This window comes from Bacillus sp. BR3(2024), assembly GCF_039134555.1.
Classification (GTDB): Bacteria; Bacillota; Bacilli; order Bacillales; family Bacillaceae_G; genus Bacillus_A; species Bacillus_A cereus.
In genome coordinates this window covers 14,737-33,869 of record NZ_CP152438.1, presented here as the reverse complement: position 1 = coordinate 33,869, position 19,133 = coordinate 14,737, and the positions used below count along the sequence as shown (strand labels likewise).

Sequence of the window (19,133 nt, the reverse complement as noted above, 5' to 3'; positions counted from 1 at the left end):
TTCATTTTTATGCTATATAATAAAAGAAAAAATATTTCGATATTTCACTAAGAAAAGGTCTGTATGCAGGAGTAGTTAATCAAATGTTAGGGTTACCCAGTGGTGAAGTTTTTTAGTTCCTTGGACTGAGGAATGGGAAGTATAATTTTCAAAATAGTAAAACTAATTTAAAAACAAATTGGAGAAGACATTTTGGCAATACACCATATTGGAAGTACTTCTATTCCACACTTGAGTGCAAAACCTATTATTGATATTACGATTGAATTAAAGAGTTTTGAAAATGGTGTGAAATGTATTGCTAAGTTAGAACATCTAAATTATAAGTATAGAAAAGATGTATTGCCTGAAAGGTATTATTTTAATAAGGGATAGCCGAGAATACAACAAATTCATATGTATTAAAAGGGTAATAAATATTTAATTGAACAATTGTGTTTTAGAAATTACTTGAAAAATAATAAAACTTCTCGGATTGAGTATGAACAGTTAAAAATTCAACTTTCGCAGGCTAATCCCAATCAATGATAAACATAAATATGCAGATAGTAAAACAAACTTTGTTAAATCTATATTGGCTAAAATAAATAATTAAAAAAGGAAGCTATGTGTAACTATTCGCCTTCCAAGATTAAACAACTTTAATATTCTAAAAAAATCGTAAAGCGAAAGAAAAGCTAACCTTTTAGACATCTTTATTAACCATCTATCAACGTACAGATAAATGGTCACTTTATTTTTAAGAATATAATTAAACGACTTTATTATCTTTATACAGTGTGAATGAACCAACTACCAGTCCATCTTGCCCATACCGTTAGTAAAACGTGAAAATACATCCCTATATCATTAACAAAAAAAGGCGAGAAATAATCTCGCCTTGATCTAACTCATTCAAAAAATGTAATTAGCCTATACTTTCAATAATCCATCCATCAATTTCTTTAATACCTTCAAAATCTCCTAAAAAATCAAATCCAATAAAATCTTTTATATCACCGATTGAGTTAGGTAGTCCAGAAGAGTCTCCAGTTGCTGCAACCTTAAATATTGTTTTCCCTTTTCCATCCCATAACTTCAGCTTCTTCCGAATCATTTTTTTTAGCCGCACCGGTAAGGTCTGCACCGACAGTAAATCCCTTATCATAGCGATATACTTCATTTTTATCTCTGTCGTAAATTGCATAAGTCATAAAGCCTTAAAGTAGAATTTCAACTTTTTGCTTATCAGACATATCATTTAGCATGTTCTAAAAGATGTGTGTTTCCGAAAAATGATAAAAGAAGAACCTTTTGGGGTTCTTCTTGATAAACGTGGCCTATTCTGCTAATCGTTTCTGCAGGTCTTCAGGTTGACCATATTTTAACCAATCATATATGCGAAATAGTCTTCTAATACCAATTCCTTCTTGTGATTTTTTATCTGTTATAAGATTTGATTTTTCTTTTAGAAAATCTTTTAGCTCATCACAATTCAATTTTTCTTTTCCTAACAATGGAATTTCATTAACTGCTACTTTAAGATCTGGGTAACCTTTAAGAACCTCCTTTATATTCTTAAATTGCCAATCCCAAGGTGATTTTTTTAGTTTTAATTTTTGTTTATTTGTTAAGAAGTCTTCATAACACATTTCCATTTTATTTTTTATTTTTAAATCTATTAATTCAATTTTTACACTACTTTCCATTACATATCTAAATAAGGGTACATATTGATTAGAGCGGAGAATTTGAGGTAAAGCAAGCTCTACTATTGAATTATAGTCATACTTAGGCTCATCTGATAATAGTTCGTAAAATAGCTCATTATCTGACATACCTCCATATCCGTGTTCACTTAAATCTCTAGTTGTAGAAACCTCGAGGTTAGATTGCATTTGTTCAGCTATACTTTTTACTCCTACACCAATTACAAATTCAACATCTTCAGCATCATCGCGCTCTCCATCTACTACATAAATTTTTTCTTCAGGATCATTTGTTTTAACCAATTCATAAATTTGAGATTTCATCTGTCTCATTACTTTCATGCTAAATTTTCTTTTGTTATGAGCTAGTGCATTATAAACCTTTTCATAATTATTTGTTTTAATTTTAGTGATAGGAATTGTAATTTTACCAATTGTTAGTGATGAATTATTGTCAAAAGAATCTTCTTCTTTACCAGCTCGCTCAACAAATATAAGTCGATCTTTGAGCTTATCGATATTGTCTTGATCTAAACAGTAAGTAATAGATTTTAATATTTGTTGGATGTTATTATCTGATAGGGAGTATCCAAGAAATACAACAGGATGCTCAATAAATACTGTAAGAAGTTTAGCCGCTAAATATGCATTTCTTTTATTGTACCCTTTATAATCTGAAGTCGTTAATATTAATGAGTCCGGAACAGAGCTACAGCCGTGAATTTTATATATTTCATTAATCTCTAAAGGATGTGAGAATAAAAGCTCCTTTTGGCCAATGTATATTTGCATTTCATGTTCTTGAAAAATTTGTTCTAATAAGACATCCCAATTTGTTGTAATTATGCCATCAATTACAACATTTTTTAGAGCTGTAATTTCTTTATCATTTTGTTCATTTAAACCATATGTATACTCTTTATCATTTAAGTATTTTGCAATTTCCACTTTTAATGGACTATGCTTACTGCTAATTTGATCTTTAAATTTTTTTCTACTATTTTCATATTTTTGTTCTTTCCACCAAATAGGGTGAAAGTCATTTGCCATTAATTCGGCTACTTCAGCCCAATCCTTATTTGCCGTAGAAGAGTAGTATTCAAATTCATAAGGCATTAGACTAGAAAATTTCTTCATTAAGCCTTCCCAATTTTCCAGATTTAAATATCTTTTGGAAAATCCAGAACCAATAAATAAAAATGGAGAGGTATTTATTTTTTTTAAGTGTTCAATTAAATTGCTTTCTATATCTGTCATGTTTTCAACCCGCCTACCCTCTTTAGAATCTTAATATTATTATATCATTACTGAGTTTTTTATTTTATTTGAATGAAAGTTCATTTTGTTTCCATCCTTAAGTTGCTGGACCCTATGATTAAAAAACTAAAAATTAAGCTATTTATACTAGTTTACTTAACTTTTTTGAATTAAAATTAATATATAAATAAGGAGGATGAAGATGGATTCAGTGTTAGCATTTTTTAAAATTTACGGTCCTATTATCTCTGTTTTTCTAACTATAACGGGTCTTGGTGCAGGTTTATATTATTTTATAAAGAATAAAAAATATAAGAAGCTAGAATACGTAATTTCTAGTAAGACAGCACTTTTTAATCAATTACATAGCAAGATTAAAATATTTTTTGAGGAACAGGAAATCAAAGAAAATGCCTATTTATCTATTTTAAGTATTGAAAGTATTGGAAATGAACCAATTAAGGAAGATGAATTCGAAAAAGGGAAGCCTTTGGAGATCAAATTTGTAAAAGAAGATGGTATGCCATCAAGGGTATTTGATGTTGAAATATATCAATCTAAACCTGAGGAATTTAATATTGAATTCGAATATACAGATAGAGAAGGAACATTATATATAAAACCAATACTTTTTAATCCAAAAGATTATGTAAAATTAAAGATTATATCCACTAAATTCGAACGAATAACTATCTCTGGTAGAATTATAGGGGGAAGTGTTGTAAATGGGGAAAAGAGACAAAAACGGAAGGAATATCGACGTACAATGGTTCCACTTATATCGTCACTCATATTCTCTCTCTTCTCGGCAATAGGTATGACTTTTATAAAGTCCAATAATTTACTCGGTTGGACAACACCGTATAATATTATTGTAATTATGGGACTAATTGTTCTTACGACATACCTCATTATATTTAGAATGAAATATGTGAAGTGATTCAACTTTAAGCGTTACAAAAAAGCTGAAGAAATTGTCTCAGCTTTTTTGTTTTGTATTTCTGTAAATTTACTACTGTAATCTCTCAGTTGAGAGTTAATTTAGATTCGAAATGTATCAAGTACATTATCTTTTTCTTCTTTATTAATTCCAATGTATCTTAGTGTAATTTGTGGTGTACTATGATTCAATATTTCTTGCAACATAGCAATATCTCTTGTTTGCTTGTAAAACCAATATCCTAATGTTTTATGCATGGTATGGGTACCTAAAGATTCGACTCCGGCAAAATCTACGGCTTTTTGTAACTGTCGATAGGCTTGAATTTTACTAATGGATTTATCACCTTTTCGAGAAGGAAATAACCAAGGGCCTTTTAGACTTTCAGCTTATGGAAGTACTTCCTCAAAAATGGACGTAATATTTATGATACGCTCCTTTTTTGTCTTTCCTTCTTATACTTTAAATTCTTTTCGTTTTTTACGCTTCAGTTTTAAAATTTCACTCGTTTCCATTTTATGTGAACCACTTACACGTAACCCCGTATTAATACCAATTAGAAATAAAATGTAATCACGATCTAAACAATGACGTTTAAGAGATCATTTCATATCTTCGAGCTGTTCTTCGCTTCGTATTGGTTTTACATCAATTAAATGTTGCTTTTTATCCATCTGTTTCTCAACCCCTTTATTTTCAATGATTTAAATATATACTTTTTTCTGTTTTTATAATGTCAATGAAATTAGATGGAAGACAATGTTTAAGGGGAAGTGAAAGTAAACTTTTGGTGAAATAAAAAAGAACCCGCTGGAGTTCAGGTTCTTTCAGAAGTGATGATGTTTTCTCGGCTTTGGAAAGTGAGAAAATACCCAAATATAATACATCGAAATTTAGAGAATTTCAATACTTAAATTGAGTTTGAAAGCTTAAATTTAAAAGACTGTTGATAAATTGAATATATACTTCTTCAATCCAAATTAATTGTTGAACCTGCTAATACTTGTGGACGTAACTTATTAACCCTTTTCAGATAGAAAACATGCATATTTATTATTAAAAGAATTGGTATAAAGAAGATGCCTAGTAATGCTATGATGTTAATATAATTTAGATATTTCAATATCGCAATTATCATTAACATAACAATAAAAACAAGAATATTACTACCAATTACAAAAATACTACCCTTCTTAGAAATGTTCCTAATAAAAATAGAGTATCTATTCTTTTTTAACTCATAGTATATCTTAATATCCTTCTCTTTTACTGATTTTAAATCACGATATATCACTACCCCGTGACATCCCTCATCTTCTTTACCGTTCCTACTTAACACCACCTGAGATTTACTGATAACCCTCAATATTCTCCATTCTTTATCCCCGTAATTAACAAACATTTTAGATGCAATAGGATTAAACTTTTCAAATGAATTAATTATTATATAAACATATAAAGATATAAGGAGGGACATTATACTAATTAGTAAAAAAAATAATTTCGTACCATTCTCATCTCCAAACTCATTATATAAAGGAAATGCCATGGAAATACTTCCAAAACCAAAACTTATTAAAATATTAGCTAAGAAGATTTGCAGTCTTTGAAAATTAGTTAAAAACTTCTTTTCGATATCTGTAATATTAAAATTATTAATCATAAAATATATAATTGGTATTAAGAATGGAATAAACCCCATTTTCGTTACTATATTTAATAATTCTGTTAAATCATCCAACTAACTCCACACCCTTTTCTCAAACAATTTAAATTTTAATTTATTAAAATAACTAATTCTTATAATAACTACATTTTCTCATCCCCTTTATAAGCGATACTTTAATTTGCTCATTCTAATTCAATTATACATTAATTACCACAAGAATTTTATTACACAATCCTGTTTGTAAAGGTATATCTTTACAAACAGAAAGGAATTATGTTCAAACCATTAGAATGTCAAGTTTATAAAGGTGATTAAGTTTTTTTATGAATACCTTTATAAACCTTCTTCTTTAATTAACTCCAAAGTTGTATTCAAAATCTTTTCTTTCGTTGCTATGTTTTCATTTTCTCTCAACTTATCTCCCCCACCTAGAATCCATAAATTAAACAATGTTTTAAATGTCGTTTAACTTCAAGGTATCACCTTCAATTTTTAAAATCAATTTAATCCTTTCCACATTTCCCTATATTTTATATTTTTTATGATTCATTTAATACAAAAAGCATGAAAATGCTAAACTGGTCACGCTTTTTGCATTTGTACTGTTATACACCAGCTCCTACTTTATATTTATATTCCACACATAAAATAAATTTCTAAAAATAATTTAAAACTATCTATCAAAAACTTTTCAACTATATATCAGATTTTATTACTATAAAAACGTATAATTGTATATTCATATTTTCAATAGTGCGTTCCCAACCCTATTGAGAAGGAATCTGTTCCATACCACTAAGTAGCTATCTTTCCAGAAAAAGAACCTGTTCTCAATGGAAAACAAGTTCTTCTTTTCTCAAAATAGATAGAGTATGCTACAACAGTATAGGTTCTTTAATTAATGGTAAATACTCTATACTCATAGCATAATTTAATAACAAATTGATATACTCTTGATTTGGCTCTAAACAATGTATGTTCTTCAAATATCCTTGCGTGTATAAACAAGATGGTATAGCTACTGATAGCTCTTCTACAGATTCTAATAAAGGCATTATGAGCTCTAAAGCTTTCTGTTCATCAGTAGTTAGATTCGTATTAAAAAACTTCTCTATATACTTCTCTTGTTTCATTAACAGGATATCGTATCCAAAAGCTTGTAAACTATTAATAAATTGATCCCATTTAAGCTGATTTGGATTACAGATATGCATGGTTTTATTTACTGTATTGGCCTTATAAGATAATTCAGTAATAGCTAAACTTCCATAGTCTACAGGCGTTAAATCTACATACGTATTGACGTCAGGAGCTATGCTAGATAGGCATATCCCTTTTAATAATCTATAAAATGCGTTTTCATTAATATTGTATTGAAATTTACCTGTTTTAGAGTTACCCACTAAATTCCCCACACGGTATATTGTGGCACGAACTCCTTTTTCCATTGCTTCTCTGACCATTTTCTCGCCTTGAAACTTACTTTCTAGGTACAGATTATCTAAATTTTGCCCTCTATCAAAATTAGACTCAAAGAATTCAAATTCTTTTGGATCGCTTTCAGCCTGACCTACTACACTTAAAGTCGATATATAATGAAAACGTGCATTTGTGTTCTTAGCTAATTCCAATAAGTATTTTGTAGACTGAACATTTACCTTTTGAAAATGCTCACGTTCTCCATAGTGTCTAACTTCTCCACCACAATGTATGATTGACTCTACCTTATTCTTTAAATGGTCCAATTGCTTTGAATCTAGACCTAGATTCATCTGAGATAAATCTCCTTCAATTAACTCTACTCTCACCTTCAACTTTTGGAGAATTTCTTTACCGAAATAAAACTCCATTCTTTCTTTTAACTTTGCACCAATTACTTGATCCTCATTTTTTCTTACTAAACAGTAAATAGTCGTAGATGGTAACTGTAATAATCGTTCTAAAATATGTGCTCCTAAATATCCCGTTGCCCCTGTAAGGAAAACTACTTTTGGATAATTCACCATATCTAACTCACATTCTTCTAATTTAGTTGTTTCATAAACAGGAGTCGTTTTCGTTTCATTTTCCATACATGCTACATTCATATTTTTCTCTTTCTTGAACGACATATCTTCCATCTCTTCAATATGAGAGGCTAATTTTTCTATTGTTCTATACTTAAAGAAATCTTGAATTTTCAAGTTAGGGTATAACGGTTTTAATTTGACTAATGCCGGCATAACTTTTAAAGAATGTCCACCCAAATTAAAGAAATCATCTTTTAACCCTATAGATTTTACGTTTAGAACTTCAGACCATACCTTTGCAATGTTTTTTTGTACTTTAGTTTGAGGTTTAAGTTTACACTCATCTTTTTGCTCATGATCAAACTCTATTTTTGACAGCTTTTCAAAATCAATTTTACCGTTCGCCGTTATTGGTATTTCTATCACATGAGAGTAATATTTAGGGACCATATATTCTGGCAATACATTTGATAAATGTAAAGCTAACTTATTTTTCTCCATCCCTATACCGTCCACTGTTTTATAATAAGCTTGCAGTAACATTCCATCTTCCGTTTGTGTTACTACAGCCTGACTGATTCCCTCAAGTTGTAACATTGCATCTTCTATTTCACCTAATTCAATTCTGTGCCCTCTAATTTTAACCTGCCTATCTTTTCTCCCCATAAATTCTATATTTCCATTTGGTAACCACCTTGCTAAATCACCAGTTCGGTATAATCTTTTACTATTGTCTTCTGAAAATGGGTTTGAAATAAATGCCTGTTTTGTTTTCTCTTCCTGCTTCCAATACCCTTGGGCCAATCCTAAACTTTCAATATATAATTCACCCATGCCCCCTACCGGACAATGTTGCATATATGAATTCAATATATGAACCTTTGTATTAGAAATAGGAATACCAATTGGTATACTTCCTAAAAGATTATTGTCGCCTTCTAAAACTGGTATGAAATAATACATTGCTGAAACGGTTGCTTCAGTAGGGCCATACTCATTTACCAGCTGTACTTGGTTTTTAAAAGTATTTTGCCAACTTCTAATAGCATTTGTTGATGCAGCTTCCCCTCCCATTATTATAAATCTTAAAGAACTTATTTTTTCGCTATCCAGTTTCGTTAATGAAGTCGATAATTCATTAAAAAATACTGTAGGTAAGTCGGAAATAGTTGCTTGCGTTTCTTGAATTGCTTGTGCATATGCGACAGTTGAATAACGTTGTTCATCACTTAATAAATATAGTTCTGCCCCATTTAACAAGGTTGAAAAAATTTCCGATACAGAAGAATCAAAACTATGGGAATAAAACTGTGTTACTTTATCATTTGGGGAAATCTGAAATACTTCATTTCTCCATTCAACTAAATTTAATACTCCTTTATGCGTTAATAATGTACCTTTTGGTTTTCCTGTTGATCCTGAAGTATAAATTACATATGCCAAGTCATCTGGTTTATTTAAAGTTTTCACATCATCATTTATAGTCGTACGATATATATCCTCTATTATTGAAACCTTATAATCACTTAAATTCAAATGACTTTTGTATTTGTTACTCGTAATAATTCTACATGCCTCACTGTCACGAACTATATAATTTATTCTATCCTCAGGGTATTTTACATCGATTGGTATATAGGCAGCACCGGCTTTTAATATTCCAAGCATAGAAACGATACTATTCATACTTTTATCTAAAAATATGGCTACCTTACCACCTCTTTTTATACCTTTTCCGAGTAAATGTTGAGCTACTTGATTAGAGCTCATATTTAATTGTCTATATGTTAAAGATTCCGTTGCAGTCGCTACAGCAATCCGATTGGATTGTCTATCTACTTGCATATAGAATTGCTCCTGTATATTTTGAAAATAAGGGTATGGTCTTTCTGTATGATTTACCTTTTTATATAAAGATTCTTCTTCCTGTGATAGGAATGAAAGATTTTCATATGCTACTGTTCGTTGATGAATAAAGGCGTCCAGTATAGCAAGTAAATTTTGAGTAAACCTATTAATTGACTCTTCCTTGAAAAGATTAATATCATACTCAAATGAAATCCCTACATAATCCAATCCTTCTTCAACAGCTAAAGAAATGTCAAATTTACTAATATCTTGTTTATTAGGTAACAACTGAAGCTTATACGCATCATGTTGCTGCAGAATATCTTTCTGATAACTAAACATAGTAGAAAAGATCGGGTTATTTCCAAAGCTTCTATCAGGATTTATTTGTTCAATTACTTTATCAAATGGGTACGATTGGTTTTGGAATGAATTCAAACACTTCTCTCTCACTACTTGTAATAGCTGTGTTAAATTTTTCACATCATTCAATTGTGTTCTAACCGCTAAGGTATTTACAAAAAATCCTTGTATTTTTTCAAATTCTTGATGATTCCTTCCAACAACCGGTGTACCTACAATAATATCTTTTTGATCCGTTAGATAATGTAACAATTGAATATACGCTGCTAAAAGTAGCATATACATAGAAACATTCTCTTGTTCACATACTTGTTTCAAAGACTCTTTCATTTCATTATCTAACTTCATTTCAAATACTGTACCCTTATTTGTACTTTGACGATTCCTACTAAAATCTAAAGGAAGATTTAGTATAGGAAGAGGTGCTGCAAGTTCGGCCATCCAATAAGATTTTTCCGTATCCCACCGACCTAAATTTAACTGCTCCTGTTCCCACTCAGCATAATCTACATATCGATTAGAGATAATTGGTAACTCAGGATTTCTACGTTTTGCAAAGGCACTATATACCTTCATTAATTCATCTAATAAATTCCTTACACTCCACTCATCTGTAATAATGTGATGTAAATTGATATATAAATAAGACTTTTTCTTATCCAGATTAAAAATTCTAATCCTAAAAAGAGGGCCATTTTCTAAATCAAATGGTGTATGATCCGTTTGATTTATTGTTGTGCGTATATATTCTTGTTGTTCTTTTTTAGTCATGTGTTCAATCTCATCGTGAATTAAATCAATCGCTATTGAGTTTAAGATGACTTGTCTAGGCTCCCCATTTCTTTCAATAAACACTGTTCGTAGCATCTCGTGTCGTTCAACTAAAAATCTTATGGTGTCTTGTAAGATATCTTTTTTCAAGCTCGGTTCAATATATATGTGTAGTGGTGTATCATATACTCTATTAATGGCGTTATACTTATTTAAAAACCAGATTCTTTTTTGAGCACTTGATAACTGATAACTTTCCTTATCTGCAACTTTTAATACTTGCATCTCCTGTTCTGAACTATCTTGATTTACTATCATTAATTTATCGATGTAAGCTGATAGACTAGCAATCGTTGTATGCTCAAAAATATCTCTAATTTCAATTTTTAGATGAAACTCTTTTTGAATTTGATTTAACACTTGCACAGCAATTAATGAATGTCCCCCAAGTTTAAAAAAGTCATCATCTCTGCCGATTCTATATTTCCCTAAATTTAAAATCTCTGTCCATGTTTTTGCCAATCTTTTTTCTGTTTCACTTATCGGTGGAACATATTGCTTCTGCATGTTTGCAAGTAAAGATGGGATTTGTAATTCTAATTTTTTTCTATCTAGTTTCCCGCTTGGCGATACAGGAAAACTTTCAAGGTGAAATACATAATTTGGCATCATAAAATCTGGTAAACTTTCACTTAAGAATGTTTTTAATGCCTCTTGTTTTAGTTCTGTATTGTCTTTTGATAAATAAAAGCTAACGATTTTGTCGTTTTGATACGTGAATACTACAGCATCTCTCACTTCTGGATGTTTAAATAATGTTCCTTCAATTTCATCCAGCTCAATTCGATACCCACGTATTTTTACTTGATTATCTTTCCTTCCGATAAATTCTAAATTTCCATTCGGTAAAAGACGTACTAAATCTCCAGTACGATACATCTTTTTATCGTGATTATAGGATTTATCAAAAGAAATAAACGCCTCTTTTGTTTTTTCCTGTTGATTTAAATATCCGTTGGCAACTCCATCACCGCCAATAAATAACTCACCTACTACACCTGACGGACATAATGTATTGAACGGACTAACCACGAAAACTTCACTATTAGCAATTGGTTTACCTATTGGGATATTAGAGATTTCTTTTTGTATCTCACTATTTACTTCATACATCGTTGCACATACAGTAGTTTCAGTAGGACCATATGCATTAAGAACTGGAATCTTTAACCCTAATTTACTTTGCCATTTACGAACTGATTCAGCAGGTAAAGTTTCCCCTCCTACAAATACACGTTTTACAGAATTTAATTTAAGTAACATTTCTTTTGGCATATCAGCTATTAATTTAAAAAACGCAGTTGGTAAAACCACATTTGTAATACCATTCTTTTGAATTACATTTATAAATTCCTCTGCTGAACGTTTTTCGATTTCAGAAATTAAATGCATTCTTCCTCCACATAGCAAAATCGGAAATATTTCCATAATGGAGGCGTCAAAAATGATCGTTGCAAATTGTAAAAACACATCTTCTTTTCCTAAATGAAATGTATTGATTACTGAATATGATAAATTAACTACGCCTTTATGTGGTACAACGACTCCTTTTGGCAAACCTGTTGAACCTGACGTGTAGATAATATAAGCTGCATCTTCTATGGTATGTGTAGACGCAATATTTTCTATAGAATTAGCGTAATGAAAATCTTCTAGATAAATTGTATGAATCGCAAACCTTTCAACCAATCCCCTGTATTCTTTCTTCGTAATAATCATTTGACTTTCGCTATCTTTTAAGATGTATTCTATTCTTTTTTCAGGAAACTTTGGATCAATTGGTACATAAACTCCACCTGATTTTAAGATGCCTAGAATCCATACAATGGTATCAATCTCTCTCTCCATTGTAATACTTACACGTTGTCCCTTTTTCAAATCATTTTCACGTAAATAATTCGCTATTTGATTTGACCTTTGCTGTAATTCATAATAGGTAATGGATTTATCCCCCATTGAAATCGCTATTTGATTTGGTGATTTTAATGATTGTAGATCGATTAATTGATCTAGTGTTTTTGAATGAGGATATGTAAGAGCATTTGAGTTCATTTCTTTGTATAGACGATGATCTTTCTCTACAAGTAAATCCAATGAATGGATAGGTTCGTTCACATTCTTCATTAGTTTTTGTAACAAATATATATATCTTTCGACTAAATCACTAATACTCTCTGGTTTATATAATGCTGAGTTAAAGTCAACCTCAATTTTATTCTCTGTTTCCCCTTCATATCGCATTATTCTCCAAGTCATATTAAAAGGATTTACTCTTTTACAATCTGTTAAAACTGTTGACTCAATATCAGGAATTTTTAATTCCGGTATCTTCATCGTATTAAATGCTGTGGAATATACCATATTATGATTTGTATTTGTATTTAGATTTAAATCTTTTACTATATGTGAGTATGGATTATGTTTATACGTAATAGCTAGATGAATAGATTTATTCACTTTATTAAGTATTCCCTTAAATGTTTCTCCCTTTTCTATTGTTATACGTATAGGTACTGTATTAACAAAATAGCCAAAAGTATTTCGTTCTTCTGTATGTGGTCTAGTATTAATTGGAATACCAACAATTATCTCTTTAGCATTTGTCATTTGATGAAGCAAGGTACAATAAGTACTTAACATTACTCGATAAATACTTATATTATTTTTTTTAGCAAAACATTGTATTTGATAAAATAAATCCGAATTAATATTCTTACTTATATTTTTATCTGTATATCTTTTTTCATTCATTTTATTAAAATCAATAGGAAACTCTGTAGGAGTTAATTCACCTTGTAAATAATCTTTCCAATACGATGATCCATCTTTATATATTGCACTATCAATAAAACCCTCCTCATACTCTACGAGGTTCTTATAAGGAGATTCAAATTCTACATTCGTCTTCCCTTGAAGTAATTCACCATACGTATTGGATAATTGTCGGATGAAAACTCCTAAACTCCATCCATCGTAAATAATGTGATGAAACATTAAATGTAAAACAAATGTATCTTCACTGAATTTAATAATGTGGAATTTAAACAAAGGCCCCTCTTCTAAACTAAATTTCTCATTCACTATAGATTCTAAGAAATTTTTTAAAATAGATTTTTGTTCTGTGTTTTTAAAAGCAGTTAAATCTTTAATTGGTATATCAAATTCTACATTCTTTTGAATTAATTGCTTTATTTTTTCATCCCTCTTCTTAAATATTGTACGTAGCGCCGGATGTGATTGCACTATCGTAGTAAGCGCTTTCTTTAAAACCTCTATTTGAAGATTTCCTTTTAACTTTATTATAATCGGTTCATTGTTCATTCCTTTTTCTATTTCCATTTGATGAGCTATCCATAATGCTTCTTGGCCTACTGTTACATCCAATTCTTCTACAATTTCATATTTCTTTTGTATTTCTTTCATATGAATTTCTCCTTTTATAAATATTTAAAAACGGATAATATTTACAGTTACAACTATATGTACACATTCTGCAATTTGTAAATCTATATTTTCCGACTAAATTCAACATTTATTTCGCTTATTGCATAGTTATTAAAATTATGAATAAAACTCATATTTATACTGTATCAATTCATACTTTTATTCAATTTAAGCATAAAAAACCATTTCACTAATAATTCTAATTTCTTTTTATACAGCAATCTTACATATTTTATTAAAGGAAATAGTCTAATTTATACTCCGAAAATAAATTCAAGAATATTCCAACTGGTCACTATATATACTTCTTATAACATAAGCTGCAAAGGAGGAGTCCGTACATAATGGAATATAGATTATTAGGTAACACGGGGTTAATAGTTTCAGAAATAGGATTCGGTTCTTGGGCAATTGGTGGAGATGAATGGGGAGCAGTAAAAGATAATGAATCACTTGATGCAATTGAAAAAGCAATTGACCTAGGGGTCAATTTTATTGACACTGCTGATGTTTATGGATTAGGTCATAGTGAAACGCTAGTTGCAAAAACCATAAATAATCGCAGGCAGGATATAATTCTTTCTACAAAAGGTGGATTAATTGGTCATCATTATGACCCAAATCAACCAGCCGTTTATGGAGATCCTCAAAAGATCATTGATGCGTTTGAGGCTAGTTTACTACGGCTTAAAACGGATTATATAGATGTGTACTTTTGTCATATTTGGTGGGATAAACCGGAAGAAACTGAAGCCTTTCTACAAGCTTTCCAAACCTTAAAAAAATCTGGCAAAGTGAGAGCTGTTGGCGTTTCTACTAATGATTTAGATTATATAAAACATTTTAATCAGAATAATGATTTAGATGTCGTACAATTCGATTATAGTATTTTGAATAAAGAACCTGAAAAAGACATCCTTCCTTATATTGAAAAACATAATTTAGGTGCTGTGATAAGAGGTCCACTTAAGATGGGAATTTTAACTGGGAAATTTAATCATGAAACTCAATTTCCAGACGATGATTTAAGAAAAGATTGGCCAAAAGAAAAGTGGTTTAAAGATAGCTTAAATACAGTAGAGAAATTACGTTCACTTGTACGTTCAAATCGAAGTTTAGCGCAAGTTGCTTTACGTTATGTTTTAAGTCACCCAGCCGTTTCAGTTGCTATTCCTGGTGCAAAAAATTCTACCCAGGTTGAAGAAAACTCTTCACACTTAACTCGTCCATTATTATTAGACAATGAAATTGAATTCATTAAAAAACTTTGATCGAATAATTATTATTCCATAAAAAAATTATGCTGATTTTTCTACCAAATCCATACTACTACTTCTTCCCAACTAGAACATATCTTTAGCACTTCCACCCTATTTTTTATCTTTCCCCAACAATTTCTACAGTTTATAAGGTAGTTGAACCCTTTTATTCAACTACCTTATAATACGTTTTACATTATATTAAAATATCTACTACATTAGTTAAATACATGCTAGGGCATCATGCAAACCAAATAAACAATTAATTCAGAAATATTTTTAGAAACTTCATTATCTCACAATTAATTTTTTTGAAATAAATCAAAAAATTTTTCTTTACTTTAAATTCTATAATTCATATAATCTTCTATGGAATTACATTTTTTTCTAAATAGCTCCTCATTTCTAAGTATTCAAAAGGGCAATTACAAATTATTACACTCTTATGTTTAACCAAGTAAAATAAAAATCCAGTTTTTCACAAGGAGAAGTGACTGCATGCAAGATATTTTAAAATTATTTCCGAGCGTTGACGGAAATGAAGAAAAACAACAACTTTTATTAGAATCTATGCAGAAAATAATTAAAAATCTTGACCGATTAAAAAATGAAGAGCGAGCTACTTTAGGTAAATGTGAGGAAAAATCAGAAGGATACTACAATGGCTTAATTCACCAAAGTCATATTCCACTAGCTGGCGTCACTATGTCTGAGGTTATAGAAGAGCTAAACCAATTTATGAATGGCCATCCTTATCCAAATAAATACTACTTATCGAACGCCGTACCACTACCAAGTATTCCGTCATTATTGGGTCAACTAACCATGGCTCTTTTAAATGGTAATGGTGTTTGGGATGTCTATGGCCCAGGGGCAGCAGAAGCAGAAGTAAAAGTTGTATCCATGCTTTCAAAACTGATTGGTTATAATCCGCATAATAGCGGCGGTTATACAACATGGGGTGGACAAGGTTGTGTATTTTCGAGCTTACGCTTAGCAATTTCTAAACAATTCCCATTAGCAAAAGAATATGGTGCTCCACAAAATGTATATTGCTTTGCTTCTGAAAATGCACACTATAGTTTATTAAAATCAGCTGAAGCAACTGGCATTGGATCAAATCACTTAATTAAAGTGAAAACTGATCCTTATTCAAATTCTATGGATATAGATGATTTAGAGGCAAAGATGATACAAGTTATTAATAATGGTGGTATCCCCCTTTATATTCTAGCTACTATGGGGTCAACAGATACTTTTACCATTGATGATATAAAAAAAATAAAAGAGAGCGCTGAAGCAATACAAAAAAAATATAAATTAAAACCTATTTATATCCATGCGGATTCTGCAATGGGTGGATTCTATAGTTTCTTTAATAATTATAATTTCGCAGAAAATCCACTTTCATTTGAGCCTAACTTAAAAAATGCCTTACTATACGTACAAGATAAAATGCAATACATGGCACTTGCTGATAGTGTATGTTTTGATTTTCATAAATTAGGACAAACACCTTATGCTTCAAGTATTTTAATCGTAAAAAATCATACTGATTTACAACTGATGGACATTGAACAAGATGACACACCTTATCTTGGTAATAGGTCATATGGAAGTTATCATACAGGCTATACCTTAGAATGTTCACGATCTGGTAGTGCTATTCCAATGTATATCAATCTATTAGCCTTTGGAATTGAAGGATATCAAAAAATATTAGCAAATTATATTCGTGTAAATCTATTATTTAGAGAGAAGTTGCGCAAGGCCCTCCCTCAAGTCGCAATCACAAATGATTTTACATATGGACCAATTACAACTTTTCGGTTCTATATGAATGGAGATGGCCAAGAAAATTGGGAAAAAGAACGAATAGGCCTTGCAACAAAGGAAGAAATTGAGGATACAAACCGATTAAATATAGAACTATTTAATTATCTAGGAAAAAATCGTGATCAAATATTTTTAGGCGATACAACTCGTTCATGTGTAGTAGACGCAATAAACAGTTGTGATAGAAATCCGATTTCTACATTAAAATTCTTTTCTATCTCCCCATATACAACTGTTGAATGTTTAGATGAGATCGTAGCATTTCTTTATGAACATATTTCGATTGCTACTAAACAGATTCATTCATATGTTTCATAACCATTTTTGTTAGCGCTTTAATAGTTAAACTTAACTAAATGAAATAAAATTTTTAATCCTTTTAATTACTATTAACTATATCAGGAAAGAGGAAAAACATATGAATATAGAGCTACTTGATACACACCACGTGAAAGATGCAGCACATTTACTTGCACATTCTTTTGTGAATAATGAACCTCTTGTAAGCAGTTTACAAATTCCTTTTGCTCCTTTTCACAAAATGTGCGAAGAAATGATGAAACAAGCTGTATCTCAAGCTATGTCATTTGTAGCAATAGAAAATTTTCAAATTGTTGGAGTTCTTTTAACAAAAAAAGTAACCCAGCCACTAATAGATACAGAGAAAGCGATTGAACTATGCCCGCAAATGGAACCTATTTTTCAACTTTTAGATACATTAGAGACAGAATCTATTGAGTTTTCTCATTTAGATAAAGAAAAATTGGTCTATCTAGATATGGGCGCTTGTCATCCAGATTGGATGGGAAGTGGTATAGTCACTACCCTTCTTTCTCATGCCATTCAAGAAATAAGTAAAAGAGATTATGATTTTATTGCTGCTTGTACAAATAAAATTTCTCAAAAAATCCTTAAAAAACTGTATACGACCTTTGAAATGAATGAAATAGTGTATAGTAAATTTCTTTATAAGGAAGCATATCCATTTGCTAATACAACAACTTCCTTAGCAGCCCAATTACTTTATATACCTCAATCTCAATTTGTCATCGAGGCCATATAAATTTGTGAAGAAGACTAGCTGTACTTGAGTGCAGCTATTTTTTATACAGAATAAGTTAGTAAAAGATATTCAAGTTAACATAAGTGTCACCTTTCACAATTTTACCAAATCATTAAAGGAATCTCCTTTCCCCTATCGAATTATTGTAGAGGAAAGGAGAGGAATACATGGAAATTCTAGGTTTAGATCCTCGCGCATTAGCGACTTTAGGTGCACTTGAATACACCAATCGTCGCAATAAATTAATTGAAGACTCGGAGAATAATATATACGAGTGTAAAGAAATAAAAAAAATACTTCAATCACTCCCTAAAGAGAAACAGATTGAAGTTCTTGAGAATCAAGCTCACTTTGAAGCAGTGGCAAAGATGATTGAACAAAACAATTTAATTCTTTTAGAACAAATGAAAGCTCTACAGCTAATTCAAAAATAAGAAACTTAAGATTAATTAATTCTACATACGCTTCCATAAATAATGTATCTTTATCTATACCATTAGCCTCTGTTTTTACAGAGGCTTTTGTTATGCGTTGATTCATAATTTGAATTTGAATGGGTTCTTTCACTTGTACGAGTATATCTTCTAATAAACCTGGAGTAGACTCTAATTCTTACTTTTCCATTTTCTCTGTTACAGCACTGATAAGTTCTATAGTACTTTTGCACCTGGTGTTACCCTTCAGGTAGCACCAGGTTAAGATCCTTGTTTTGTTGTAATAAGAAGTAAGCCATTTAGCCTTTATCTTTGCTGCGTATGAAGTATGAGCTGCTCCTATTCCGTCTACTTATAAAGAGGCCTGTGTAATATCTTATCCGTATGTTAAGATTATTATCCTGTAATGGGCGAACCATTATCACAACGAATGTTGAATCTATTTCAGATTGTACTTCCCATTCAAGGCATGTGCGGTATCTTTTTTTAAAA

Annotated in this window: 9 protein-coding genes and 3 pseudogenes; 6 read left to right on the top strand and 6 right to left on the bottom strand. The window is 30.6% G+C overall.

The window, feature by feature from the left end; genetic code table 11:
- Positions 1-83 precede the first annotated feature (83 nt).
- A pseudogene (locus V7S45_RS27800) lies at positions 84-595 on the top strand (GrpB family protein).
- Positions 596-907: 312 nt separating this feature from the next.
- On the opposite strand, the gene V7S45_RS27795 reads toward V7S45_RS27800, so the two are convergent.
- Both V7S45_RS27795 and V7S45_RS27790 read right to left on the bottom strand, forming a co-directional pair.
- Positions 908-1,186: a hypothetical protein gene (locus V7S45_RS27795; protein ID WP_342762094.1), complete on the bottom strand. Its 279-nt coding sequence runs from the start codon at positions 1,184-1,186 to the stop codon at positions 908-910.
- Positions 1,187-1,319: 133 nt separating this feature from the next.
- Positions 1,320-2,945, bottom strand: a complete 1,626-nt coding sequence (locus V7S45_RS27790; protein ID WP_342762093.1) for an SIR2 family protein — start codon at positions 2,943-2,945, stop codon at positions 1,320-1,322.
- 202 nt (positions 2,946-3,147) lie between these two features.
- Between V7S45_RS27790 and V7S45_RS27785 the strand changes: the two genes are divergently transcribed.
- Positions 3,148-3,885 carry a hypothetical protein gene (locus tag V7S45_RS27785; protein WP_342762092.1) on the top strand — a complete coding sequence of 246 codons (738 nt, stop codon included), beginning with the start codon at positions 3,148-3,150 and terminating at the stop codon, positions 3,883-3,885.
- A 101-nt stretch (positions 3,886-3,986) separates the two neighbouring features.
- On the opposite strand, the pseudogene V7S45_RS27780 reads toward V7S45_RS27785, so the two are convergent.
- The 4 genes and pseudogenes from V7S45_RS27780 to V7S45_RS27765 all read right to left on the bottom strand — a co-directional run bounded on the left by V7S45_RS27780 (position 3,987) and on the right by V7S45_RS27765 (position 14,028).
- Positions 3,987-4,559 (bottom strand): annotated as a pseudogene (locus V7S45_RS27780) (tyrosine-type recombinase/integrase).
- A gap of 296 nt (positions 4,560-4,855) precedes the next feature.
- On the bottom strand, positions 4,856-5,626 hold the full coding sequence (locus V7S45_RS27775; RefSeq protein ID WP_342762091.1) for a hypothetical protein: 771 nt from the start codon (positions 5,624-5,626) through the stop codon (positions 4,856-4,858).
- 267 nt (positions 5,627-5,893) lie between these two features.
- Positions 5,894-5,968 (bottom strand): annotated as a pseudogene (locus V7S45_RS27770) (TetR/AcrR family transcriptional regulator); the annotation flags it as partial.
- A gap of 461 nt (positions 5,969-6,429) precedes the next feature.
- Positions 6,430-14,028 (bottom strand): amino acid adenylation domain-containing protein, encoded by a 7,599-nt coding sequence (locus V7S45_RS27765; RefSeq protein WP_342762090.1) that lies wholly within the window; start codon positions 14,026-14,028, stop codon positions 6,430-6,432.
- 365 nt (positions 14,029-14,393) lie between these two features.
- Between V7S45_RS27765 and V7S45_RS27760 the strand changes: the two genes are divergently transcribed.
- The 4 genes from V7S45_RS27760 to V7S45_RS27745 all read left to right on the top strand — a co-directional run bounded on the left by V7S45_RS27760 (position 14,394) and on the right by V7S45_RS27745 (position 18,641).
- Positions 14,394-15,320: an aldo/keto reductase gene (locus V7S45_RS27760; RefSeq protein WP_089607900.1), complete on the top strand. Its 927-nt coding sequence runs from the start codon at positions 14,394-14,396 to the stop codon at positions 15,318-15,320.
- Between the two features lie 486 nt (positions 15,321-15,806).
- On the top strand, positions 15,807-17,462 hold the full coding sequence (locus V7S45_RS27755; protein WP_342762089.1) for a pyridoxal-dependent decarboxylase: 1,656 nt from the start codon (positions 15,807-15,809) through the stop codon (positions 17,460-17,462).
- Positions 17,463-17,562: 100 nt separating this feature from the next.
- Positions 17,563-18,207 (top strand): hypothetical protein, encoded by a 645-nt coding sequence (locus tag V7S45_RS27750; protein ID WP_089607902.1) that lies wholly within the window; start codon positions 17,563-17,565, stop codon positions 18,205-18,207.
- A 167-nt stretch (positions 18,208-18,374) separates the two neighbouring features.
- On the top strand, positions 18,375-18,641 hold the full coding sequence (locus V7S45_RS27745; RefSeq protein ID WP_342762088.1) for a hypothetical protein: 267 nt from the start codon (positions 18,375-18,377) through the stop codon (positions 18,639-18,641).
- Positions 18,642-19,133 lie beyond the last annotated feature (492 nt).

Excerpts from the sequence above, each read along its gene's own strand:
- V7S45_RS27750 (WP_089607902.1), top strand. The coding sequence starts at position 17,563 with ATGAATATAGAGCTACTTGATACACACCACGTGAAAGATGCAGCACAT.
- V7S45_RS27745 (WP_342762088.1), top strand. The coding sequence starts at position 18,375 with ATGGAAATTCTAGGTTTAGATCCTCGCGCATTAGCGACTTTAGGTGCA.
- V7S45_RS27795 (WP_342762094.1), bottom strand. The coding sequence starts at position 1,186 with ATGCAATTTACGACAGAGATAAAAATGAAGTATATCGCTATGATAAGG.
- V7S45_RS27765 (WP_342762090.1), bottom strand. The coding sequence starts at position 14,028 with ATGAAAGAAATACAAAAGAAATATGAAATTGTAGAAGAATTGGATGTA.
- V7S45_RS27760 (WP_089607900.1), top strand. The coding sequence starts at position 14,394 with ATGGAATATAGATTATTAGGTAACACGGGGTTAATAGTTTCAGAAATA.
- V7S45_RS27755 (WP_342762089.1), top strand. The coding sequence starts at position 15,807 with ATGCAAGATATTTTAAAATTATTTCCGAGCGTTGACGGAAATGAAGAA.
- V7S45_RS27785 (WP_342762092.1), top strand. The coding sequence starts at position 3,148 with ATGGATTCAGTGTTAGCATTTTTTAAAATTTACGGTCCTATTATCTCT.
- V7S45_RS27790 (WP_342762093.1), bottom strand. The coding sequence starts at position 2,945 with ATGACAGATATAGAAAGCAATTTAATTGAACACTTAAAAAAAATAAAT.